17 protein-coding genes are annotated in these 23358 nt (G+C 69.1%); 12 read left to right on the forward strand and 5 right to left on the reverse strand.

The window, feature by feature from the left end; translation table 11 throughout:
• Window positions 1-970: 970 nt before the first annotated feature.
• The 9 genes from ngcE (at window position 971) to ACFY9I_RS22650 (ending at window position 13484) form a co-directional block, all read left to right on the forward strand.
• Window positions 971-2452, forward strand: coding sequence for an N-acetylglucosamine/diacetylchitobiose ABC transporter substrate-binding protein (gene ngcE, locus ACFY9I_RS22610; RefSeq protein WP_391004314.1), 1482 nt, complete (start codon window positions 971-973; stop codon window positions 2450-2452).
• Window positions 2453-2549: 97 nt separating this feature from the next.
• Window positions 2550-3479, forward strand: a complete 930-nt coding sequence (locus ACFY9I_RS22615) for an ABC transporter permease subunit (RefSeq protein WP_391004316.1) — start codon at window positions 2550-2552, stop codon at window positions 3477-3479.
• Between the two features lie 151 nt (window positions 3480-3630).
• Window positions 3631-4551, forward strand: coding sequence for an ABC transporter permease subunit (locus tag ACFY9I_RS22620; RefSeq protein ID WP_391004318.1), 921 nt, complete (start codon window positions 3631-3633; stop codon window positions 4549-4551).
• A 179-nt stretch (window positions 4552-4730) separates the two neighbouring features.
• Complete coding sequence (locus tag ACFY9I_RS22625) at window positions 4731-5930, forward strand: ROK family protein (protein WP_391004320.1); 1200 nt, start codon at window positions 4731-4733, stop codon at window positions 5928-5930.
• 136 nt (window positions 5931-6066) lie between these two features.
• Complete coding sequence (locus ACFY9I_RS22630; protein WP_391004322.1) at window positions 6067-7155, forward strand: substrate-binding domain-containing protein; 1089 nt, start codon at window positions 6067-6069, stop codon at window positions 7153-7155.
• A gap of 294 nt (window positions 7156-7449) precedes the next feature.
• Entirely contained in the window at window positions 7450-8241 is a 792-nt protein-coding gene (locus ACFY9I_RS22635) for an ATP-binding cassette domain-containing protein (protein ID WP_391004324.1), read from the forward strand.
• The gene (locus tag ACFY9I_RS22640) at window positions 8238-9566 is read left to right on the forward strand and encodes a sugar ABC transporter permease (protein ID WP_391004326.1); all 1329 of its coding nucleotides are present in this window, start codon (window positions 8238-8240) and stop codon (window positions 9564-9566) included. Before ACFY9I_RS22635 ends, ACFY9I_RS22640 begins: the two co-directional genes overlap by 4 nt.
• Before the next feature lie 328 nt (window positions 9567-9894).
• Window positions 9895-11814: a 1-deoxy-D-xylulose-5-phosphate synthase gene (gene dxs, locus ACFY9I_RS22645; protein ID WP_391004328.1), complete on the forward strand. Its 1920-nt coding sequence runs from the start codon at window positions 9895-9897 to the stop codon at window positions 11812-11814.
• A 146-nt stretch (window positions 11815-11960) separates the two neighbouring features.
• On the forward strand, window positions 11961-13484 hold the full coding sequence (locus ACFY9I_RS22650) for an amino acid permease (RefSeq protein WP_391004330.1): 1524 nt from the start codon (window positions 11961-11963) through the stop codon (window positions 13482-13484).
• 6 nt (window positions 13485-13490) lie between these two features.
• Here the strand turns inward: ACFY9I_RS22650 and ACFY9I_RS22655 are convergent, their stop codons facing one another.
• Window positions 13491-13859: an NTP pyrophosphohydrolase gene (locus tag ACFY9I_RS22655; protein WP_391004332.1), complete on the reverse strand. Its 369-nt coding sequence runs from the start codon at window positions 13857-13859 to the stop codon at window positions 13491-13493.
• 189 nt (window positions 13860-14048) lie between these two features.
• Between ACFY9I_RS22655 and ACFY9I_RS22660 the strand changes: the two genes are divergently transcribed.
• From ACFY9I_RS22660 to ACFY9I_RS22670, 3 genes are all read left to right on the forward strand, one after another.
• Window positions 14049-15170 (forward strand): hypothetical protein, encoded by a 1122-nt coding sequence (locus ACFY9I_RS22660; RefSeq protein WP_391004334.1) that lies wholly within the window; start codon window positions 14049-14051, stop codon window positions 15168-15170.
• Between the two features lie 189 nt (window positions 15171-15359).
• On the forward strand, window positions 15360-16046 hold the full coding sequence (locus ACFY9I_RS22665) for a hyaluronoglucosaminidase (protein ID WP_391004336.1): 687 nt from the start codon (window positions 15360-15362) through the stop codon (window positions 16044-16046).
• A gap of 13 nt (window positions 16047-16059) precedes the next feature.
• Window positions 16060-16212: a hypothetical protein gene (locus tag ACFY9I_RS22670; protein ID WP_391004338.1), complete on the forward strand. Its 153-nt coding sequence runs from the start codon at window positions 16060-16062 to the stop codon at window positions 16210-16212.
• Window positions 16213-16258: 46 nt separating this feature from the next.
• On the opposite strand, the gene ACFY9I_RS22675 is transcribed toward ACFY9I_RS22670, so the two are convergent.
• The 4 genes from ACFY9I_RS22675 to ACFY9I_RS22690 form a co-directional block, all read right to left on the reverse strand.
• Window positions 16259-18388, reverse strand: a complete 2130-nt coding sequence (locus tag ACFY9I_RS22675; RefSeq protein WP_391004340.1) for a 3-hydroxyacyl-CoA dehydrogenase NAD-binding domain-containing protein — start codon at window positions 18386-18388, stop codon at window positions 16259-16261.
• Window positions 18385-19611: an acetyl-CoA C-acyltransferase gene (locus ACFY9I_RS22680; RefSeq protein WP_391004342.1), complete on the reverse strand. Its 1227-nt coding sequence runs from the start codon at window positions 19609-19611 to the stop codon at window positions 18385-18387. Before ACFY9I_RS22680 ends, ACFY9I_RS22675 begins: the two co-directional genes overlap by 4 nt.
• A gap of 220 nt (window positions 19612-19831) precedes the next feature.
• Window positions 19832-20863: a substrate-binding domain-containing protein gene (locus ACFY9I_RS22685; protein ID WP_391004344.1), complete on the reverse strand. Its 1032-nt coding sequence runs from the start codon at window positions 20861-20863 to the stop codon at window positions 19832-19834.
• Entirely contained in the window at window positions 20860-23250 is a 2391-nt protein-coding gene (locus ACFY9I_RS22690) for a glycoside hydrolase family 2 protein (protein WP_391004346.1), read from the reverse strand. Before ACFY9I_RS22690 ends, ACFY9I_RS22685 begins: the two co-directional genes overlap by 4 nt.
• Window positions 23251-23358: the final 108 nt, after the last annotated feature.

Consider the following 23358-nt stretch of genomic DNA (forward strand, 5'->3'; position numbering starts at 1 on the left):
CGCGACCCGGTACGGGGGAGACCGGGCGCGGAGGGAGTGCAGTCGAGGGACCCATCGACAAGACAACGTTGTCGAGCGGCCTGACAAGACTCTACCGTTACAACTGCCAACGACGTCAAGCCGGTTGGGGTCGGGTGGGTAACACCGGCCGCAGCGCCGGCCGCCGGTGCGGCGGCCGGCGCCCCGTACGTTCGATCCCTGAACGCGGACGGCCGGACGAGCGACGGCGTCAGGACGCGACTCCACCTTCGCCGGGGTCGCCGTGTCGTCGAGGGCCATGCGGTAGTGGCCGGACGACCTAGGGGCGACCGGGAAGGCCCGTGTCCGGCGGCCCGAGGTGAAGGATTCGCCGGAGAGCCTGCCGAGGGGTTTCCAGGTGGTGGTGCCGTCGGTGGACGTCTGGAGGGTCCGGCCGGTGGGGGACCTCGGCGCGGTCGTACGAGGTCAGGGTGTACTGGACCGCCTTGGTTCCGGCCGGGCCGGGCCGGGACCGGGACCGGGGCCGGGAGCGGCAGCGTCCGCACGGATGCCTTCCTCGACGACGTGTCGTCGAGGAGTTCGCCGTCGTCCTCGACGGCGTCCGAGCGTCAAGGGCGTCATGGGCGTCATGGGCGTCATGGGCGTTGGGTGAGCCATCCGGGTTCCATGGCGGAGAATTTCCGGTCGCGTGGCGCAAGGTCGGTCATATGTCTGTGAGGTCTCAACTCGGAAAAGACCGACGGTCAACCTTGCATTCGATCTTGCTCCCCCGGCGGAAAGTGGACTATACCTGTCGGCGTCCGCTTAGTCGTCGCACCACCTGCGGACGGGCGCTACCTGGGGGGAATTACCGGTGGTCGCGGACGTGTCCGCGCGCCTACCGCCGTCTTGCCCCTGTTGAATCCTCACGCACGACCCCAGCTTGAACCGACCGCGGTGCCGGGAGGATCCGGTTCACCGCCTGAGTCCTGGAGAAGGCGAGGACTTGAGCATGGGATCCACTACCGCTGAGAACGACAAAGGCCCCGAGAGCGTCGGCAGCACCACACGCGCGGGCGTCGGCCGCCGCGATCTGATCAAGCGTTCCGCGGCGCTGGGCCTGATCTCCGTCCCCACCATGGGTTTCCTTTCGGCCTGTGCCAGCGGGGGCGGTGGCGACAGCGAGGACAAGGTCGACAAAGGGACGAAGTCCGAGGAGAACCCGCTCGCCGTCAACGCGAGCGCGCCGCTGGAGATCGTCATTTTCGACGGTGGTTTCGGCACGAAGTACGCCGAGGACGCCAAGACGGTCTACCAGAAGAAATTCCCCGGCGCAAAGGTCAAGTTCTCCTCCACCCAGAAGATCCAGTCGGTTCTCCAGCCGCGCTTCAACCAGGGCACACCGCCCGACCTGATCGACAACTCCGGCGCCGAGCAGATGGACATGGGCGTCCTGGTGGGCCAGAAGCAGCTCGCCGATCTCACCCCGCTGCTGGACGCGCCCTCCGTGGACGACCCCTCCAAGAAGGTCCGGGACACCCTGCGCCCCGGCATCGTGGAGATGGGCCAGTTCGACGGTGACCCCGTCTGGATCATGTACTACGCGTACACCGTCTACGGCGTGTGGTACTCCCGGAAGGCGCTGGACTCGCTCGACGCCACGTACCCGGAGACCTGGGACGACATGCTCGCGGTCTGCGCGAAGGCGAAGAAGAAGGGCATGGCCGGCTGGACGTACGCGGGCAAGCACCCGTACTACATCCCCTTCTCGCTCTATCCGATGATCGCCAAGGTCGGCGGCCGGGAGGTGCTCGACGCCATCGACAACCTGGAGCCGAACGCCTGGAAGCACCCCGCGGTCAAGACCTGCTTCGAGGCCTACTACGAGCTCTACCGGAAGGGCTACATCCTCCAGGGCACGCCGGGCCTGGACCACATCCAGTCGCAGACGGCGTGGACCGAGGGCAAGGCACTCTTCATCCCGAACGGCTCCTGGGTGGAGAACGAGGCGGCGAAGACCATGCCGGAGGACTTCGATCTCGCGGTGTCCGCGCCCACCGGCATCGACAGCTCGGACAAGATGCCCTTCGGCACCATCTGGGCGTCCGGCGGCGAGCCCTTCATCGTGCCCGCCAAGGCCAAGAACCCCGACGGTGGCATGGAGCAGTTGCGCATCATGCTCAGCGAGGCCTCGTCGAAGAACTTCACCACGTCCGTCAAGTCGCTCACGGCGTTCAACGGCGGCACCGACGGCATCGACCTGACCCCCGGCCTGGAGTCCGGTGTCGCGGCCCTGGAGAAGGCCGGCGACAACGTGGTCAACCCGCGCATCCAGGACTGGTACGTGGCGCTGCAGAAGGAGAAGATCGGGGTCGGCGGTCTCGGCGAGATGATGGCCGGGCGACTCACCCCGGCCGAGGCCATCAAGAAGATCCAGGCCTACGCCGACGAGGCGGCCAAGGACGACTCCATCAAGCACTACAAGCACCAGTGAGTGCGGTCGGGGACCCGGCATCGACTCGGGTCCCCGACTCGTGACGGCGGCGTCGGCGGCAGTTCTCGCGGGAAGCGGGAAGAACGGGTCGGTAGGAATGCAGCACGGCAAGTACCGTTTCATCGTGGGGTTCCTGGCAGCCCCCCTGACCATTTACGGCCTCTTCGTGATCTGGCCGTTCGTCCAGTCCATCTTCTATTCGTTCACGGACTGGAGCGGGCTGAGCCCCGAGTTCCAGATGGTGGGGTTCAAGAACTTCACGAGGATGCTCGACGACGAGGTGTTCTGGAAGTCGTTCCAGCACAGCGTGATGCTCGTCGTGCTGCTTCCGCTGGCCACGCTCACCCTCGCCCTGTTCTTCGCCTTCATGCTCAATGTCGGCGGGCGCCGCCGTAAGGACGCCGCGATCGCGGGCGTACGCGGCTCCTCGTTCTACAAGGTCGTCTATTTCTTTCCTCAGGTGCTGTCGATCGCGATCGTCGCCCTGCTGTTCCAGTTCGCCTACAACCCCAACAGCGGTGCGCTGAACTCCGGACTGAAGGCCGTCGGCCTGGACGATGTCCAGCCCGACTGGCTCGGCGATCCCGATCTCGCCCTGTGGTGCGTTTTCGCGGTCCTCGTCTGGAGCACCGTCGGGTTCTTCGTCGTGCTCTTCTCCGCCGGAATGGCCTCCATCCCCCGGGACTACTACGAGGCCGCGCTACTGGACGGCGCCAACCGCCTCACCACGTTCTTCCGGATCACCCTGCCGTTGCTCTGGGACACGGTGCAGTCCGGCTGGGCCTACGTCGGCATCCTCGCGCTGGGTGCCGAGACCTTCGCGGTGGTGCAGATCATGACCGTGGGGCCGAACGGCGGCGGCCCCGACTACTCGACGACCGTCCTGCCGTTGTACGTGTACCAGAAGGCGTTCCGTGACGGTCAGGCCGCCTACGCGACCACGATCGGAGTCGCCCTGCTCGTGGTCACGCTGCTCTTCGTCGCGATCGTGATGAAGCTGGGCCGGCGCGAGCGGCTGGAGTACTGATGGGGACCGGACCGACCGTGTCGCCGACCGGGCCGACCGGGCCGACCGGGCCGACCGGGCCGACCGGGCCGACGGGGCCGACCGTCAGGACCGGGCCGTTGACCAGCCCGACCGTCAGGACCATGCCGATCGAGCCGCGAGGAGGACACCAGTGAAGACGACCGACACGCCTCCCGCCGGGCCCGCCGAGGAGGTGCCGTCCGTCGGCAGGACGACGGGCGCGCCCACGCCGCCGGCGAAGGCCTCCGAGGGCACGGTCCTCAACGTCTTCTCGCACGGCGTACTGATCCTGTGGGCGTTCATGGTCGTGCTGCCGCTGCTATGGGCGGTGATGACCTCGTTCAAGACCGACCGGGACATCTTCTCCTCGCCGTGGGCGCTCCCCGACTCGCTGCACTTCGAGAACTGGTCGCGCGCCTGGACCGAGGCGAACATGAGCGACTACTTCCTCAACACGGTGATCGTGGTCGGCTGCTCGCTCGTCGGCACCATGCTGCTGGGCTCCATGGCGGCCTACGTCCTCGCCCGGTTCGACTTCCCCGGGAACCGCTTCATCTACTTCCTGTTCATCGGGGGGATGAGCTTCCCGATCATCCTGGCGCTGGTCCCGCTGTTCTACGTCATGCAGAACCTCGCCCTGCTGAACACGCTGCCCGGACTGATCCTGGTCTACATCGGGTACTCGCTGCCGTTCACGGTGTTCTTCATGACGGCCTTCTTCCGGACGCTGCCGACCTCGGTGGCCGAGGCGGCCTTCGTGGACGGCGCCTCGCACACCAGGACGTTCTTCCAGGTGATGCTGCCGATGGCCAAGCCCGGTCTGATCAGCATCAGCATCTTCAACTTCCTGGGGCAGTGGAACCAGTACATGCTGCCGACGGTCCTCAACACCGAACCGGACCGGAAGGTGCTCACCCAGGGCCTCGTCCAGCTTGCCGTCAGCCAGGGCTACAAGGGTGACTGGTCCGGCCTCTTCGCCGGTCTGGTCATGGCGATGCTGCCGGTCCTCGCCGCGTACGTCGTCTTCCAGCGCCAGGTCGTGCAGGGGCTGACGGCAGGTGCGCTGAAGTAATTTCCCGCGGGCGTCGTACACCGTTTCCCCCAAGGGGGAGCGGTGTACACGCATGTGCGCTCGTCCCCCGATACGGCTCAACCTCTTGACGAGAGGTGACCCGAACGGCTCAGCTTAGAGTTCACTAGTTGGACATAGACGGGGCCCCGCCGCTGAGGCCCCGTGCGCAGGAGGTCGTCGTGGAGACTCCGGGGTCGCAGTCGTCGCTGCACCGAGCAAATCTCGAACGCGTCGTGCGGGCGGTGCGTCTCGCCGGGTCGCTCACGCAGGCGGAGATCGCCAGGACGACGGGCCTGTCCGCGGCCACGGTCTCCAACATCGTGCGCGAACTCAAGGACCGGGGAACCGTCGAGGTCACCCCCACGTCGGCGGGTGGCCGCCGGGCCCGTGCCGTCTCGCTCAGCGGGGACGCCGGGATCGTGATCGGTGTGGACTTCGGACACACGCATTTGCGCGTCGCGATCGGGAATCTCGCCCACCAGGTGCTGGCCGAGGAGTCCGAGCCGCTGGACGTGGACGCCTCCTCCGCCCAGGGCTTCGACCGGGCGGAGCAGCTGGTCACCCGGCTGGTCGAGGCCACCGGCGTGGACCGCACGAAGATCGCGGGCGTGGGGCTCGGCGTGCCCGGCCCGATCGACGTCGAGTCCGGGACGCTCGGCTCCACCGCCATCCTGCCGGGCTGGACCGGCACCAAACCCGCCGCCGAGATGCGCCACCGCCTCGGCGTCCCGGTGCACGTGGACAACGACGCCAACCTCGGCGCACTCGGCGAACTGGTCTGGGGCAGTGGCCGCGGAGTGCGGGACCTGGCGTACATCAAGGTCTCCAGTGGTGTGGGTGCCGGCCTGGTCATCGACAGCAAGATCTACCGGGGCCCGGGTGGCACTGCGGGAGAAATCGGGCATATTACTCTTGATGAGTCCGGCCCGGTCTGCCGTTGCGGGAACCGCGGCTGTCTGGAGACCTTCGCGGCAGCGCGCTATGTGCTGCCGCTCCTCCAGTCCAGTCACGGCACCGATCTGACCATGGAGGGCGTCGTACGGTTGGCGAGGGACGGAGACCCGGGTTGTCGTCGGGTGATCGCCGACGTCGGCCGACACATCGGAAGTGGAGTCGCCAATCTCTGTAATTTGCTGAACCCGAGCCGCGTGGTCCTCGGTGGCGATCTCGCCGAGGCCGGAGAGTTGGTTCTCGGGCCCATAAGGGAGTCGGTCGGCCGGTACGCGATCCCGAGTGCCGCACGTCAACTCTCGGTGTTGCCAGGGGCACTTGGCGGTCGGGCCGAGGTTCTCGGAGCCCTGGCGCTGGCCCTCAGCGAGATGGGTGATTCGACCCTTTTGGACGGGACCCTCTCCGCAGCGACCCCTGTCTTCACTTAGAGAACGAAACACGCCGTTGCCAACCCGTTAAGGATTTACTTCTTGACGTCGCACGTGTGGCCGAGTTGACTTCCAGCCACCTCGGCCGCAGCGCTGCGGCCCGTGTCAGGGAGGCACAACCCAAATGAACGCAACGATGCGTAGAGTCGTGATCGGCGCCACCGCGGTTTCGCTGGCGCTGTCCGTGGCCGCCTGCGGCAAGGCCGGCGACGACAACGACTCGGACAGTGGCGGAAGCGGCTCGGACAGCAAGTCCATCGGTCTGCTGCTGCCCGACAACGTCACTGCGCGCTACGAGAAGTTCGACAAGCCGTACTTCGAGGACAAGGTCAAGGAGCTCTGCTCCGACTGCGACGTCCAGTACGCGAACGCCGCTGCCGACCCGGCCAAGCAGGCCCAGCAGATGAGCAGCATGGTGACCAAGGGCGTGAAGGTCATCGTCGTCTCCGCCCAGGACTCCGCCGCGATCAAGTCCTCCATCCAGACCGCGGTGGACAAGGGCGTCAAGGTCGTCGCCTACGACCGCCTCGCCCAGGGCCCGGTCTCGGCCTATGTCTCCTTCGACAACGTCAAGGTCGGCGAGCTCCAGGGCCAGGCCCTGCTCGACGCCCTCGGCGACAAGGCGACCCCCAAGGCCAAGGTCGTCATGATCAACGGTGACGACGCCGACCCGAACGCCGGCCAGTTCAAGGCAGGCGCCCACAAGGTCCTCGACGGCAAGGTCGACATCGCCTACGAGCAGTCCGGCCTGTGGAAGGACACGGTCGCCGCCCAGAAGATGTCCGCGGCGATCACCCAGTTGGGCGCCAAGAACATCGCGGGCGTCTACGCCGCCAACGACGGCATGGCCGGTGGCATCGCCAACACCCTCAAGGGTGCGAAGATCAGCAACATCCCGCTGACCGGTCAGGACGCCGAACTCGCCGCCATCCAGCGGATCGTCGCCGGCACCCAGTCCTCCACGGTCTACAAGGCCTACAAGCCGGAGGCCGACACCGCCGCCGAGCTCGCGGTCAACCTGCTGGAGGGCAAGGACGTCAAGTCCGTGGCCGACACCGAGGTGACCAGCGGTTCCGGTGACAAGGTGCCCGCGAAGCTGCTGACCCCGGTGTCCGTCACCAAGGACAACATCAAGGAAACGGTCGTCAAGGACGGCCTGTACACGGTCGCCAACATCTGCACCCCCGAGTACGCCAAGGCCTGCAAGGACGCCGGTCTCGAGTAGTCACTCGAGACGCGACCGCCGCGCACGGTCCCGCGGACCTGTCCGACGCCCGCCCCATTTTCAGACCCCGCTGCCGGGGCGGGCGTCGGACAACCACCGCGCGGACGCTCCACCGGAGACGCCGTGAGGGTGGTCAGTCGTCCGCGGCATCGTCGTGGCCGGTCGCGCAGTTCCCCGCGCCGCAACCGGGCGCGGGGAAGCCGGTTGTCTTCATCTTGTAAGCCTTGTGCGTCACGCACAGTCCTCCGCGCCTGTTCCCAAGCGCGGCATCCCGCCGGTCAGGCGGCGAAGGAGATGGTTCACGTGTCCGCTACGCCCGTGTTGGCGTTGCGCGGAGTCTCCAAGCGATTCGGTGCGGTGCAGGCACTCACCGACGTCGATCTGGAGGTCCACGCCGGAGAAGTGGTCGCCCTGGTGGGCGACAACGGCGCAGGTAAGTCGACCCTGGTCAAGACGATCGCGGGTGTTCACCCCATCGATGAGGGCGTCATCGAGTGGCAGGGCAGCCCTGTCAGGATCAACAAGCCGCACGACGCCCAGGGACTCGGCGTCGCGACCGTCTACCAGGACCTCGCGCTCTGCGACAACCTGGACGTCGTCGGCAACCTCTACCTCGGTCGCGAACTGCTGTACCGGGGCGTCATCGACGAGGTGTCGATGGAGAAGAACTCGCGCGAGTTGCTGTCCACGCTCTCCATCCGGATCCCGAGCGTGCGCATCCCGATCGCCAGCCTCTCCGGCGGTCAGCGCCAGGTCGTCGCCATCGCCCGCGCCCTGATCGGCGACCCCAAGCTGGTCATCCTGGACGAGCCCACCGCCGCCCTCGGCGTCGAGCAGACCGCGCAGGTCCTCGACCTGGTCGAGCGGCTGCGCGAGCGCGACCTCGCGGTCATCCTCATCAGCCACAACATGGCCGATGTGAAGGCGGTCGCGGACACCGTCGCCGTCCTGCGCCTGGGCAGGAACAACGGTTCCTTCCCGGTGAAGGACACCAGCCATGAAGAGATCATCGCCGCGATCACGGGCGCCACGGACAACGCCGTGACCCGTCGTGCGGGGCGGCGCACCGCGGAGGCGGCACAGTGAGCGACACGTCGAAGACCGTGAAGAGCGGCAAGGCCGGCGTGGTGGAGGGGCAGAGCACCGTCGCGCCCGCCGACGACCCGACGGCCGCCCCCGTGACCGTCGTCGACCCCCGGCTGCTCATCCGTGAAGAGGGCTTCCGGGGCTACCTCACGGAGTTCAAGCGCAAGGTGAAGGGCGGCGAGCTGGGCTCGCTGCCGGTGGTCATCGGCCTGATCGTCATCTGGACGATCTTCCAGCTCCAGAACGATCGTTTCCTCAGCGCCGACAACCTCTCGAACATCAGCTACTTCCTGTCGGCAACCGGCATGCTCGCCATCGGTCTGGTGTTCGTGCTGCTGCTCGGCGAGATCGATCTCTCGGTGGGCTCGGTCAGCGGTCTGGCCTCCACCCTGTTCGCCGTGTTCGTGGTGAACCAGGGCATGAACGCCTGGTTGGCGCTGGCCCTGGCGATCGTCACCGGCATCGCCATCGGCGCGCTGCACGGCTGGTTCTTCGCCAGGATCGGGGTGCCTGCCTTCGTCGTCACCCTGGCCGGCTTCCTCGGCTGGAACGGTCTGATGCTGTGGCTGCTGGGCGACAGCGGCACCATCAACATCCCGTCCGAGACCGGTCCGGTCCATCTGCTCGGCCAGAGCTCCTTCTTCATGGACCAGGCCATCATCGGCGCGTACATCCTGGCCGGTCTCGCCGTCGTGCTCTCGCTCGCCGGCAACCTCGGTGAGCAGCGCCGCCGTCGGACCGCGGGCGTGCCGTTCCGGCCGACCAGCGAGATCCTGCTGCGCGTCGGCGCGCTCGCGGTCGCTTCCTTCGCGGCCGCCGCCGTGCTCAACAACGCGGCCGGCGTCTCCAACGCTCTGGTGATCTTCCTGGCGGCGCTGGTGATCGTGGACTTCGTGCTGCGCCGGACGACGTACGGCCGCAAGGTGTTCGCGGTCGGCGGCGGCATCGAGGCGGCGCGTCGTGCGGGTATCAACGTGCCGCTGATCCGGATCACCGTGTTCGCCATCTCCGGTGGGTTCGCGGCGGTCGGCGGAATGTTCTTCGCCGGTCAGACGGCGAGTGCGACGCTCTCCGCCGGTGGCGGCAACACCCTGATGCTCGCGATCGCCGCGGCGGTCATCGGTGGGACCAGCCTCTTCGGTGGGCGTGGGTCGGTGTGGTCGGCCCTGCTGGGCATGCTGGTGATCCAGTCGATCCAGACAGGACTCGACCTGCTGAACATGAACACGTCGATCCAGTACATGATCACGGGTGCGGTGCTCCTGGGCGCGGTGGTCATCGACTCCGTCTCCCGGAGGAGCCAGAAGGCGGCGGGTCGCGCGTAGCGGTCCGACGGAGGGACGCCGCCCGGGGGTGCTGTCCGTCGCCGGCGGCCCGGTTCGCGGCCGCGGGTTGTCCGTGGCCAACCCGCGGTTCCCCGTGTCCCTTCACGACGCGGTATCGATCCCTCGCGAACAAGTGCCCGACACCGATTCTGGTGCCGGGCACTTCTCTTCGCCGTCGGACGTTTTGTTCCGGGGCGTTTGTACAGGATGGTCTACGGCCGTTCGCGTGACGCAGGACCCACCTGCCCCGCAGTGGGCGGGGCACGCGAAAGATTAGACTTCGACGATCCCGGCAACGCTCGGACAGCACTATTGCAAGGAGGCACGGGTGCCGCTGCTGACCCGCATCAGGGGACCGCGCGATCTGGACCGGCTCAGCCAGGAGCAGTTGGACCAGCTGGCGGAGGAGATCCGGACCTTCCTCGTCGAGGCGGTGTCGAAGACCGGCGGTCACCTCGGCCCGAACCTCGGCGTGGTCGAGCTCACCATCGCGCTGCACCGCGTCTTCGACTCGCCCAAGGACAAGGTGTTGTGGGACACGGGCCACCAGTCCTACGTGCACAAGCTGCTCACCGGCCGTCAGGACTTCTCCAAGCTGAAGATGAAGGGCGGCCTCTCCGGCTACCCCTCGCAGGCCGAGTCCGAGCACGACGTCATCGAGAACAGCCACGCCTCCACGGTGCTCGGCTGGGCCGACGGCCTCGCCAAGGCCAACCAGGTGCTCAAGCGCGACGACCACGTGGTCGCGGTCATCGGGGACGGCGCGCTCACCGGCGGTATGGCCTGGGAGGCGCTCAACAACATCGCGGACGCCAAGGACCGCCCCCTGGTCATCGTCGTCAACGACAACGAGCGGTCGTACGCGCCGACCATCGGCGGCCTCGCCAACCACCTGGCCACCCTGCGGACCACCGACGGCTACGAGCGGTTCCTGGCCCGCGGCAAGGACCTGCTGGAGCGGACCCCCGTCCTCGGCCGGCCGCTCTACGAGACGCTGCACGGCGCCAAGAAGGGCCTCAAGGACTTCATCGCCCCGCAGGGCATGTTCGAGGACCTGGGCCTGAAGTACGTCGGGCCGATCGACGGACACGACATCGAGGCCCTGGAGTCCGCGCTGTCCCGCGCCAAGCGCTTCGGCGGTCCGGTCATCGTGCACTGCCTCACCGAGAAGGGCCGCGGCTACCAGCCCGCCCTCCAGGACGAGGCGGACCGCTTCCACGCCGTCGGCAAGATCCACCCGGACACGGGCCTGCCGATCGCCTCCTCCGGAGCCGACTGGACCTCCGTCTTCGGCGAGGAGATGGTCAAGCTCGGCAAGGAGCGCGAGGACATCGTCGCCATCACGGCGGCCATGCTCCAGCCGGTCGGGCTCGACAAGTTCGCCAAGGCCTTCCCCGAGCGGGTGTACGACGTCGGCATCGCCGAGCAGCACGGCGCCGTGTCGGCGGCGGGCCTCGCCACGGGCGGTCTGCACCCGGTCTTCGCCGTGTACGCGACCTTCCTCAACCGGGCCTTCGACCAGGTCCTGATGGACGTCGCTCTGCACAAGTGCGGGGTGACCTTCGTCCTGGACCGGGCCGGCGTCACCGGCACCGACGGCGCCTCGCACAACGGCATGTGGGACATGTCGATCCTCCAGGTCGTCCCGGGGCTCAGGCTCGCCGCCCCGCGCGACGCCGACCAGGTGCGCGCCCAGTTGCGCGAGGCCGTCGAGGTGACGGACGCGCCGACCGTGGTCCGCTTCTCCAAGGGCGCCGTCGGCCCCGCCGTACCGGCCGTGCGCCGCGTCGGCGGCATGGACGTGCTGCGCGAGCCGGGCACGGACACCCCGGACGTGCTCCTGGTCTCCGTCGGCGCCCTCGCCCCGATGTGCCTGGAGATCGCCGACCTGCTCGACAAGCAGGGCATCACCACGACCGTCGTCGACCCCCGCTGGGTCAAGCCGGTCGACGAGCACATGGCACCCCTCGCGGACAAGCACCGCGTGGTCGTCACCGTCGAGGACAACTCCCGTGTCGGCGGGGTCGGATCGGCCGTCGCCCAGGCGCTGCGCGACGCGGGCGTCGACATCCCGCTGCGCGACTTCGGCATCCCGCCGCGCTTCCTCGACCACGCCTCCCGCGCCGAGGTGCTGGCCGAGATCGGGCTCACCGCGCCCGACATCGCGCGCCAGGTCACCGGTCTGGTCTCCAAGATCGACGGCCGGTTCGACGGCGCCGCGGCAGAGGTGGAGCCCGCGCGCGACTGACGCGCGGCCCTGTGCCTCTCGGGCCGGTCCCGCCATCCTTTACGGTGGTGAGACCGGCCCGTTCGCGTGAAACCGCTCGTGACCGGGCATACGCTCCACGCCCCCTCTCGATCATGTCGAGGACGACAAGCGTGGGAGGTCCGCCTGTGAGCAGCACACTCTTCCGGACGAAGAAGGTCGAGCAGTCCATCCTCGACACCGAGGAACCAGAGCACGCGCTCAAGAAATCCCTGTCCGCGCTGGATCTGACGGTCTTCGGCGTCGGTGTCATCATCGGCACCGGCATCTTCGTCCTCACCGGTACGGTCGCCAAGAACAACGCCGGTCCCTCCGTGGCCCTCGCCTTCCTCGTGGCCGGCGTCGTCTGCGCCCTGGCCGCCCTGTGCTACGCGGAGTTCGCCTCCACGGTCCCGGTCGCCGGATCCGCGTACACCTTCTCGTACGCCTCCCTCGGGGAACTGCCCGCCTGGATCATCGGCTGGGACCTGGTCCTGGAGTTCGCGCTGGGGACGGCGGTGGTGGCGGTCGGCTGGTCCGGCTACATCCATTCGCTGCTGGCCAACGCGGGCTGGGAGCTGCCCGCGGCGCTCGGCACGAGAGACGGGGCCGACGGCTTCGGGTTCGACATCCTCGCCGCCCTGCTCGTCCTGGTACTCACCGTCATCCTCGTGCTCGGCACCAAGCTCTCCGCGCGGGTCACCTCCCTCGTCGTCGCCATCAAGGTGACGGTCGTCCTCACCGTGATCATCGCGGGCGCCTTCTTCGTCAACGGCGACAACTACGACCCGTTCATCCCCAAGGCACAGGAGGTGCCGGCCGGCGATAGTCTCCAGTCGCCGCTGATCCAGCTCATCTTCGGCTGGGCGCCCGCCAACTTCGGTGTGATGGGCATCTTCACGGCCGCCTCCGTGGTCTTCTTCGCGTTCATCGGCTTCGACGTCGTGGCCACGGCGGCCGAGGAGACGAAGAACCCGCAGCGCGACATGCCCCGGGGCATCCTCGGCTCGCTCATCATCTGCACCACCCTGTACGTGTTGGTGTCGATCGTCGTCACCGGCATGCAGCACTACACCGACCTGTCGGTGACCGCGCCGCTCGCCGACGCGTTCAAGGCCACCGGGCACCCGTGGTTCGCGGGCTTCATCAGCTTCGGCGCCGCCGTCGGTCTGACGACCGTGTGCATGATCCTGCTGCTCGGTCAGACCCGGGTCTTCTTCGCGATGAGCCGCGACGGACTGCTGCCGCGCTTCTTCTCCCGCGTCCACCCCCGGTTCAAGACCCCGCACCGGCCGACCATCCTGCTCGGTGTGGTCATCGCGATCCTCGCGGGCTTCACCCCGCTGAGCGAGCTGGCCGAACTGGTCAACATCGGCACGCTGTTCGCCTTCGTGGTCGTCGCGATCGGTGTCATCATCCTCCGCCGGACCCGCCCCGACCTGCACCGGGCCTTCCGCACCCCGTGGGTGCCGGTCATCCCGATCCTGTCGGTCCTCGCCTCGTTCTGGCTGATGCTCAACCTCCCCGCTGAGACCTGGCTCCGCTTCGCCCTCTGGATGGCCGCCGGCTTCCTCGTCTACTTCGTCTACGGCCGCTCCCACAGCCGCCTCGGACGCCACGAGGAGACCGCATCGGGGGAGGCCACCGACCCGCCGGGACGCGGCACCCGGTAGCCGCGCTCAGGAATCCCCACGCACGGTACGAGGGCCGGTCACCTCCGCGCCCAACTCACCGACGCGGCGCCGTAGTTCACGGTCGGCGGTGACGACGAGGCAGGGGCGGTCCCGGCCCTCCTCGGCGACCAGTTCGACGATGCGGTCGTCGCCGCTGCCGGGAGCCGCGTCGACCCGTACGCCGGGTGCGGACTCCACACCGCGGGCCGCACCCTCGACGACCATGACGAGCTCGACGGGCCCGTCATGGCCGGGGAGCCCGTCGAGGGCGAGCCGGTCGCGCAGGCGTTCCGCCGCGCCGCGCCGGTCGCGCCACCAGCCGTCGGGAACGGAACCGATGACGTTGGCGGCGTCGATGATCACGAGGGTCGTCATGGTTCACCATTGTCGCCCCGCGTCGGGGGCTTCACCGGGGCGCACCCCGCGAACCGGACGAAGTCCCGCCCCGCGGGGCGCTCGTGGAACTCGGGTGGGGGAGCCGGTCGATGGGCCGCCTGGACGGCGTTGCACTATGGACATGCGTCCGCACAGTTGTGCTGGCGAGAGACAGGAGGGGGCACCACAATGCGGGTGAAGCCCGGACGCGACAGACGCGGCGGCGGCCCGAGCCGGGAGGCGGGGAACGCGTCGTACGACGTGCCCCGCGCCGAAGCGGCGGTGGACGGACGGTGGCTGGTCGTCGGCCGGGACGGTCGGCTCACCGCGTACGCCCGCACCGGGGGCGGCCTGCTGCGCTGGACGGAGATCCGCCCGGGCGGCCCGCACTGGTCGGGCCCGGACTTCTTCGCGGCCCCGGACGTGACCGATGTGTCACTCGCTCAGGGCGCCGACGGCTATGTGCACTTCGTCGCCCGGCGCTCACGGGGCGCCGCGGGCGAGACGGCCACGGTCGACATCGCGCACGCCATCCAGTACCAGCCGGGACGGCCCGTCACCGAGTGGCGCTCGGTGGGAAATCCGCAGCGGACCGCCGAGAAGGAGCGCCGTATCGGTGTGCCGGCGGCCGTGGTCAGCCGATCGGGGCGCGTCCATGTCTTCGTGCGCAACGCCGGCGGCGGGGTCTGTATGCGCCGTGAGGCGGCGAACGGCCGGTGGGAGCCCTGGCGTGACCTGAAGGGCGCCAAGCTGCGCGACGGGATGGCCGTGGCCGCCACCGGATCCGGCTGTGCGGATGTGCTGGTTCCCGGGGACGGGTCCGCCGCGCGATGGCGCCAGAGCGAGCCGGACGGGGCGGTGGAGCGCTGCCCCGACCTGACCGTCGCCATGGCCGACGGCAGCGCCACGGCGCTGGAGACCGCCCCGGAGCGCATGACCTTCTACTGGACGGACCCCGCGACCGGCCAACTCGTCGCCCACCGTCCGGACGGCCTCCCGGTCCCGCTCGGCGGGTCACGGGCCGAGGGGCGGATCGCGGCGCTGCGCACCCCGATCGACGGATACGACTGCACGGTCCTCGCCCATCGCACCCTCGACGGCCAGGTCATGCTCGCGGCCTGCGGCACGGAGAACGAGGGCGCGGGTCTGTGGTGGTCGCCCGTCGGCGAGCGCTGCGCGCAGAGCCCGGCGCTGGCGCGGGACGCCTACGGCCGGGTGGTGGTGGCCTTCGTCGACACGGCGGGCGCGCTGCGCGTGGCCCGGCAGTCCCCCGAGCCGGGACTCGTGATGGAGTCAGCGACACGGGTGTGAACGGACGGGAAGGATCTGTTCCGGACTGGACCGAACTGGACAGGACGGGACAGGTCCGGTCCGGTCCGGTCCGGACCGGTCCGGACCGGACGGGACGAATCCGTCCCGGACCGGACGGCCGTTGGTTGAGTGGATCCTGTGAAACGTGATCACATGGCCAACTCCACCAGACGGAAGGTGAGTACACACATGGCAGTGGGACGCAGAGTGTTCCTCGGGGCGTTCACGGCGGGCGCGGTGACCGTGGCCGGCGGCTCCGAGGCGGCGGCCGACGACGAGTACACGCAGTACGCCGCGCCGGCCGCGTTCTACGGTGATTCCCCCACGGCGTACCCAGTCAAGATCAACTACGCGGCCGCCTCGGGCGACAAGGCCGCGCTGAACGTGACGTCGACGAACCCGGCCTCCTCGGCGATGTACATCACCGGCCATGAGAAGGCGGCACGCGGCACCCTGAAGATCACGCACATGGGATACGCCGATGGCTCCGACTCCGGTGCGTCCGGCCTCTCGATCAACCTGGCGACGGTGGGCACGGCCGCTCAGGGCATCTTCGTCACCGCGACCGACGGGCCCACCAAGGGGGCCCTGTTGGTCCTGCGGAACAACGCGGGCCTTGAGGACTTCGTCGTCAAGGGAACCGGCCTGATAGGCGTCGGCATCGACCGTGGCGGCACGGTGAAGGGGCAGATGCACGTGGTCCAGCGCACCAAGGACCCCGCACTCGTCGTCGAGGGCGTGACCCACATCGCGGACGTCGACACCCCGCCGACCGGGCTGAGGACCCCGTCCCTCGGCGGTGGCGTCCTCTACGCGGAGCAGGGCAGGCTGAAGTGGCTCAGCTCCGACGGCGGCGACCCCGTCACCCTGGCCTAGGGGGACCACGAGCGTGCAACTGACTCCCGAAGAGCTCATCTCCGAGTTCCACGACGCCGTCATGGAGCTGTACTTCGCCCGTAAGCGCATCGCCCTGCTGGAGGCGGAGAACGCCGAACTGAAGGAACGGCTCGCGGTGGCCGGAGGGGACGCCGAGGACGCATGAGAAGAGGGCCCCCGCCGCAGCGGGGGCCCTCCACCGTGTCCGGTGCCTACGCGGGGACGGAGGCCACGCCGGGCTCCAGGAACTTCTTGCCGTTCACCCGCTCGCTGACGCCCTCACGGTCCAGGTACGGCGTGATGCCGCCCAGGTGGAAGGGCCAGCCCGCGCCCGTGATCAGGCAGAGGTCGATGTCCTGCGCCTCGGCGACGACGCCCTCCTCGAGCATCAGCCCGATCTCCTGGGCGACGGCGTCGAGCACGCGGGCCCGCACCTGCTCCTCGGTCAGGACGGCATCGCCCTGCTTGAGGAGGGCGGCGACCTCGGGGTCCAGCTCCGGCTTGCCGGAGTCGTAGACGTAGAAGCCGCGCTTGCCGGCCTCGACGACCGCCTTGAGGTTGGGGGAGACCTTGAAGCGGTCCGGGAAGGCGCCGTTGAGGGTCTCGGAGACGTGCAGACCGATGGCCGGGCCGACCAGCTCCAGAAGCACCAGCGGCGACATCGGCAGACCCAGCGGCTCGACCGCCTTCTCCGCCACGTCGACCGGCGTGCCCTCGTCGATGACGTTCTGGATCTCGCCCATGAAGCGGGTGAGGATGCGGTTGACGACGAAGGCCGGGGCGTCCTTCACCAGGACCGCGGTCTTCTTCAGCTTCTTGGCGACACCGAAGGCCGTGGCCAGCGAGGCGTCGTCGGTCTGCTCGCCGCGCACGATCTCGAGCAGCGGCAGGATCGCGACCGGGTTGAAGAAGTGGAAGCCGACTACCCGCTCGGGGTTCTTCAGCTTCGACGCCATCTCGGTCACCGACAGCGAGGAGGTGTTGGTGGCGAGGATCGCGTGCGCCGGGGCGACCGCCTCGACCTCCGCGAACACCTGCTGCTTGACCCCGATCTCCTCGAACACGGCTTCGATGATGAAGTCCGCGTCGGAGAAGCCCTCGGCCTTGTCCAGGACACCGGTGACCAGCGCCTTGAGGCGGTTGGCCTTGTCCTGGTTGATCCGGCCCTTGAGCAGCAGCTTGTCGATCTCGGCGTGGACGTAGCCCACACCCTTGTCGACGCGTTCCTGGTCGATGTCGGTGAGTACGACCGGCACCTCCAGGCGGCGCAGGAACAGCAGGGCCAGCTGGGAGGCCATCAGACCGGCGCCGACGACACCGACCTTGGTGACCGGACGCGCGAGCGACTTGTCCGGGGCGCCGGCGGGGCGCTTGCCGCGCTTCTGCACCAGGTTGAAGGCGTAGATGCCGGCACGCAGTTCGCCACCCATGATCAGGTCGGCGAGGGCGATGTCCTCGGCGTCGAAGCCCTGCTGGAGGTCGCCGTTCTTGGCGGCGGCGATGATGTCCAGTGCGCGGTACGCGGCCGGGGCGGCCCCGTGCACCTTGCTGTCCGCGATGAACCGGCCCTTGGCGACGGCCTGGTCCCAGGCCTCACCGCGGTCGATCACCGGGCGCTCGATGACGATCTCGCCCTTGAGGACGGACGCCGTCCAGATCAGCGACTGCTCCAGGAAGTCGGCACCCTCGAAGAGGGCGTCGGCGATCCCGAGCTCGTAGACCTGCTTGCCCTTGAGCTGCTTGTTCTGGTTGAGGCTGTTCTCGATGATGACCGAGACGGCCTTGTCGGCGCCGATCAGGTTCGGCAGCAGTGTGCAGCCGCCCCAGCCCGGGACCAGGCCCAGGAACACCTCGGGCAGCGAGAACGCCGGGAGGGCCGCGGAGACGGTCCGGTAGGAGCAGTGCAGACCGACCTCGACACCGCCGCCCATCGCGGCACCGTTGTAGTACGCGAAGGTCGGCACGGCGAGCGTGGCCAGCCGCTTGAAGACCTCGTGGCCGCCCTTGCCGATGGCGAGCGCGTGCTCGTGCTCCTTCAGCAGCTCGACACCCTTGAGGTCGGCGCCGACGGCGAAGATGAACGGCTTGCCGGTGACACCGACACCGACGATCTCGCCGGCCGCGGCCTCCTTCTCGACCTGGTCGATGGCGGTGTTCAGGTTCGCCAGCGACGCGGGTCCGAAGGTGGTCGGCTTGGTGTGGTCGAAGCCGTTGTCGAGGGTGATGAGCGCGAAGCGGCCCGCCCCGAACGGCAGGTCGAGGTGGCGTACGTGCGCGGACGTCACGACCTCGTCGGGGAAGAGCTCGGCCGCGCCCTTGAGAAGATCGGCGGTGGTGCTCACTTGTCGCCTCCGGCGTCCTTGTGGTGCGGGTTCTCCCAGATGACGGTGGCGCCCATGCCGAAGCCGACGCACATCGTGGTCAGGCCGTAGCGGACCTCGGGCTGCTCCTCGAACTGGCGGGCGAGCTGCGTCATGAGACGCACACCCGAGGAGGCCAGCGGGTGACCGAAGGCGATGGCGCCGCCGTACTGGTTGACGCGGGCGTCGTCGTCGGCGATGCCGTAGTGCTCCAGGAAGGCCAGCACCTGCACGGCGAAGGCCTCGTTGATCTCGAACAGGCCGATGTCGTCGATGGACAGGCCCGCCTGGGCGAGCGCCTTCTCGGTGGCCGGGATCGGGCCGTAACCCATGACCTCCGGCTCGACACCCGCGAAGGAGTACGAGACGAGACGCATCTTGACCGGGAGACCGTTCTCGCGGGCGAAGTCCTCGGAGGCGATGATCGAGGCCGTCGCACCGTCGTTGAGCCCGGCCGCGTTACCGGCGGTGACCCGTCCGTGCACGCGGAACGGCGTCTTCAGCCCGGTCAGGTTCTCCAGGGTGGTGCCGGGGCGCATCGGCTCGTCGGCGGTGACGAGACCCCAGCCGGTCTCGCCGGCCTCCGCGTTGGTGCGGCGCACCGAAATCGGCACCAGGTCGGCCTGGATCTTGCCGTTGGCGTACGCCTTGGCGGCCTTCTCCTGCGAGCGCACGGCGTACTCGTCGGCGCGCTGCTTGGTGATCGTCGGGTAGCGGTCGTGCAGGTTCTCGGCGGTCATGCCCATGAACAGGGCGGACTCGTCGACCAGCTTCTCGCTGACGAACCGCGGGTTCGGGTCGACGCCCTCACCCATGGGGTGGCGGCCCATGTGCTCGACACCACCGGCGATGGCGACGTCGTACGCGCCGAAGGCGACGGAACCGGCGACCGTGGTGACGGCGGTCAGCGCGCCGGCGCACATACGGTCGATCGAGTAGCCGGGCACCGACTGCGGCAGGCCGGCGAGGATGCCGGCCGTGCGGCCGATGGTGAGGCCCTGGTCACCGATCTGCGTGGTCGCGGCGACGGCGACCTCGTCGATCTTCGCCGGCTCCAGACCGGGGTTGCGGCGCAGCAGCTCCCGGATCGCCTTCACGACGAGGTCGTCGGCGCGGGTCTCGTGGTAGATGCCCTTCGGGCCCGCCTTGCCGAACGGGGTGCGGACGCCGTCGACGAAGACGACGTCCCTGACGGTACGAGGCACGATGGCTCTCCTCCAGAGGTGCGGGACGGCACTGCTGCGAGCAACCGCTGAGCGGGCGCTCAGTCCCATGCTACTTGTGAGTAACAGGACTGCACAGTCCTGGGTGAGGGAGCGGCGAACATCACATGGGCTCCACGTGTTACCGCCGGTTACGTCATCATCCTAGGGGCGCGGGGAACCGCGCGACCAGCCACCACGCACGCGCAGTCCCGGATGGCGCTCAGGGGGCGGTCGCAGTGGACCCTCTGGGAACCAGCACAGGCGTAGCCACCGGATGCGAAGCCCCACTTCCGGCGATCACATCGAACAACGTACGCGCGACATCCGCCCCGAACCCGTGCACGTCATGACTCATCGCGGAAAGAGTCGGCCGCGTCAGCCGACAGAGCTGCGAGTCGTCCCAGGCCAGCAGCGACACGTCCGCGGGCACCCGCATCCCCATCTCGGCCGCCACCGACAACCCCGCCACCGCCATGATGTCGTTGTCATAGACGATCGCCGTAGGCCGATCACCCCCTGCCCCGGTCAACAGCGACCGAGTGGCCCGAGCCCCCGCTTCCCCCGAGAAATCGGTCGCCACCTGCCAGGCCCCGGCCAGCCGCAACTCCCGCGCCGTCTGATCGAACGCCGCCGTACGAATGACCGTGTGCCCCAGCGCCGCAGCGCCTCCCACCCGGGCGATCCGCCGATGCCCGAGCGCCGCCAGATACCGCACCGCCTCGGCCACGGCGGTCGCGTCGTCCGTCCACACGGACGTGAGCCCCCCGGTCAACGACGGGTGCCCGACCGCCACCACCGGCATCCCCAGCCGCCCCGCCGCGGCCACTCTCGGATCATCCGCGCGGAAATCGACAAGAATCGACCCACTTACCTGCCGCCCCCGCCACCACGCGTCCTGCAGCCCCACCTCCTCCTCCAGATTCCGCACCAGCCGCAGCAGCAACGAGCAGGACCGCTCGGTCAGCACGCTCTCCACCCCGGAGATGAAGTCCATGTAGAACGGCTCGAGCCCCAGCAGCTTCGCCGGACGGCAGATCGCCAGTCCCACGACGTCCACCCGCTGACTCGACAGCGACCGCGCCGCCAGATTCGGCGCCCAGCCCAGCTCCCGCGCCGCGGCGAAGATCCGGTCCCGCGTGGCGTCGGACAGACCCGGCTTCCGGTTGAACGCGAGGGACACCGCCCCCTTGGACACCCCGGCGCGCGCGGCGACGTCCCTGATGGTCACGCGTGGGGCCGGCGGAGTGCTCATCGCGCGGGCTCCACACAGAACAGGGCCCGCCGTACGTCCTCCACACCCGGCACGGCTTCCCAGCCCCGCACCCCGATGACGACCCGCTCACCCGGCAGCAACGTCACCAGCCCCGTGTCCGCCCGAGCCGCCGCCCCCAGCCGGTCTGCCTGGAGCAGCAGGTCCCGTACGAGGGTCCGCGCCGTCACGGTCACCGACTCCGCGCCGACCTCGACCTGGAACTCCGGTCGCGGATAAGGCACTTCGCGGTCCGGCGCGGGAAACCACAGCGTCCGCAGCCCGTCAGCGTCGGCCACCAGGAACTCCTTCGCGCCCACGGGCTCCACCTCCCCCGGCACCCGCACCTCGGCGACCGTACGCGCCGCGGCGCGGACACCGACGGTCACCCCGGCGACGACCTCCCCCTCCACGGTCATCCGCCGCAACCGCAGCCCGTCCGGGACCCACTCCTCGGCCGCCTGGTTCACGGCGGCCAGTGCCAACCCGTCATCGCGCCGTTGCAACGTCAGCAACCGGTCCGCGTACAACCGCCGCAGCTCGTGGTACAGCGGCTTCTCCCGGCCGTCCCCGTCGATCGCCGACCAGGAAGTCACCGGCCAGCAGTCGTTGAGCTGCCACACGACCGTGCCCGCGCACACCGGCCAGAGCGAGCGCCAGTACTCGATCCCGGTGGCGACGGCCCGTGCCTGGTTGATCTGCGTCAGATAGTGCCAGCGGTCGAAGTCCCCCTCGGGCAGGGCGAAATGAGGAGCGAGCCCCCGCTCCAGCTTCCCGTTCCCGTCGTCCGCCTTCTGGTGGTGCAGCATGCCGGGGGAGTCGGGAGCCAACTCGTCCTCGCCCAGAGCCCGCCGCAGCGTCGCGTACGCGGGCGGCGCCTGCCACCCGAACTCGGCGACGAACCGGGGCACGTTCGCCCGGTACTCCGCGTAGTCCTCCCGGTTCCACACCTCCCAGGAGTGATGCGTACCGTGCGCCGGATCGTTCGGATGACGCTCCCAGGACCCCGACCACGGACTGCCCGCCGTGTACGGCCGCGTCGGGTCCAACTCGGCGACGACACGCGGCAGGACACCCAGGTAGTACCCCTCACCCCACGACTCCCCGGCGAGCCGCTGCTCCCAGCCCCAGTCGCGGAACCCCCACAGGTTCTCGTTGTTGCCGTTCCACAGCACCAGCGAGGGATGCGGCATCAGCCGTACGACGTTCTCCCGCGCCTCGGCCTCCACCTCGCCGCGCAGCGGCTGTTCCTCCGGATAGGCCGCGCACGCGAAGGGGAAGTCCTGCCAGACCAGCAGCCCCAGCTCGTCGCAGGCGTCGTAGAAGTCCTCGCTCTCGTAGATCCCGCCGCCCCAGACGCGCACGAGGTCCACCCGGGCGTCGGCGGCCTGCCGCAGCCGTTCCCGGTACCGCTCGCGGGTGATCCGGGACGGGAAGACGTCGTCCGGGATCCAGTTCACCCCCCGCGCGAACAGCCGCTCGCCGTTGACGACGAAGGTGAACCCCGTGCCCTGCCCGTCGGCACTCCGGTCGAGCTCCACCGTTCGGAAACCGATCCGCCGCCGCCACCGGTCGAGCGCGCGGCCCTCACCGTGCAAGGTCAACTCCACCTCGTACAGCGGCTGTTCCCCGTACCCGCGCGGCCACCACAGCGCCGCCTCCGGCACCTCCAGCCGCACCGCCCCGCCGGTGCCCTCGACGGCCGTGACCGCGCTGACACCCCCCACCCGGGCCTCCAGCCGCAGCTCCGCCTCGACCGCGGCCCGTTCCACGTCGACGAGCAGTTCCACCTGCCCGGTCGTGCCGTCGACCGTGACCACCGGCCGTACCCGCGCGATCCGGGCCGTGGACCAGCGCTCCAGCCGGACCGGCCGCCAGATGCCGGCGGTCACGAGCGTCGGCCCCCAGTCCCACCCGAACGAGCAGGCCATCTTCCGGATGAACTGGAACGGCTCGGGATACGCGTTCGGCCGGTCGCCGAGCCGCTCGCGCACCGCCTCGGCCTCGGCGTACGCGGAGGCGAAGCGCACGGAGAGCCGGCCGCTCGTCCCGGTGACGTCGAAGCGGTACGAGCGGTGCATGTTCCGCACGGAGCCGAGGAGCCTCCCGTCCAGCCGGATCTCGGCGGCCGTGTCCAGGCCGTCGAAGACCAGGTCGACCTGGTCGTGGCCGTCCGCGCCGACGCCGGGCAGCTCGGTCTCGTACGTCCACTCCCGGCGCCCCACCCACGCCACCTCGGTCTCGTTCCGCCCGAGAAAGGGATCCGGGATCAGCCCAGCCGCCAGCAGATCGGTGTGCACGCACCCGGGCACCGAGGCGGGAAGCGAACCCCCGCCGCCGTCCGGGTGCCGCAGGATCCAGCCCTCGGTGAGCGGTGTGGCGTCCAGCATGCGCACTCCCTAAACCGGTCCAGTTCCGTTCCTCGCCGGTGTGCGAAATCTTTCGACAGCCTTGGCGAAATAGGGACTTTACCGGTTCAGTGAACGGCTGCCAGAGTG

The sequence above is a fragment of the Streptomyces sp. NPDC012510 genome, assembly GCF_042955065.1.
Taxonomy (GTDB): Bacteria; Actinomycetota; Actinomycetes; order Streptomycetales; family Streptomycetaceae; genus Streptomyces.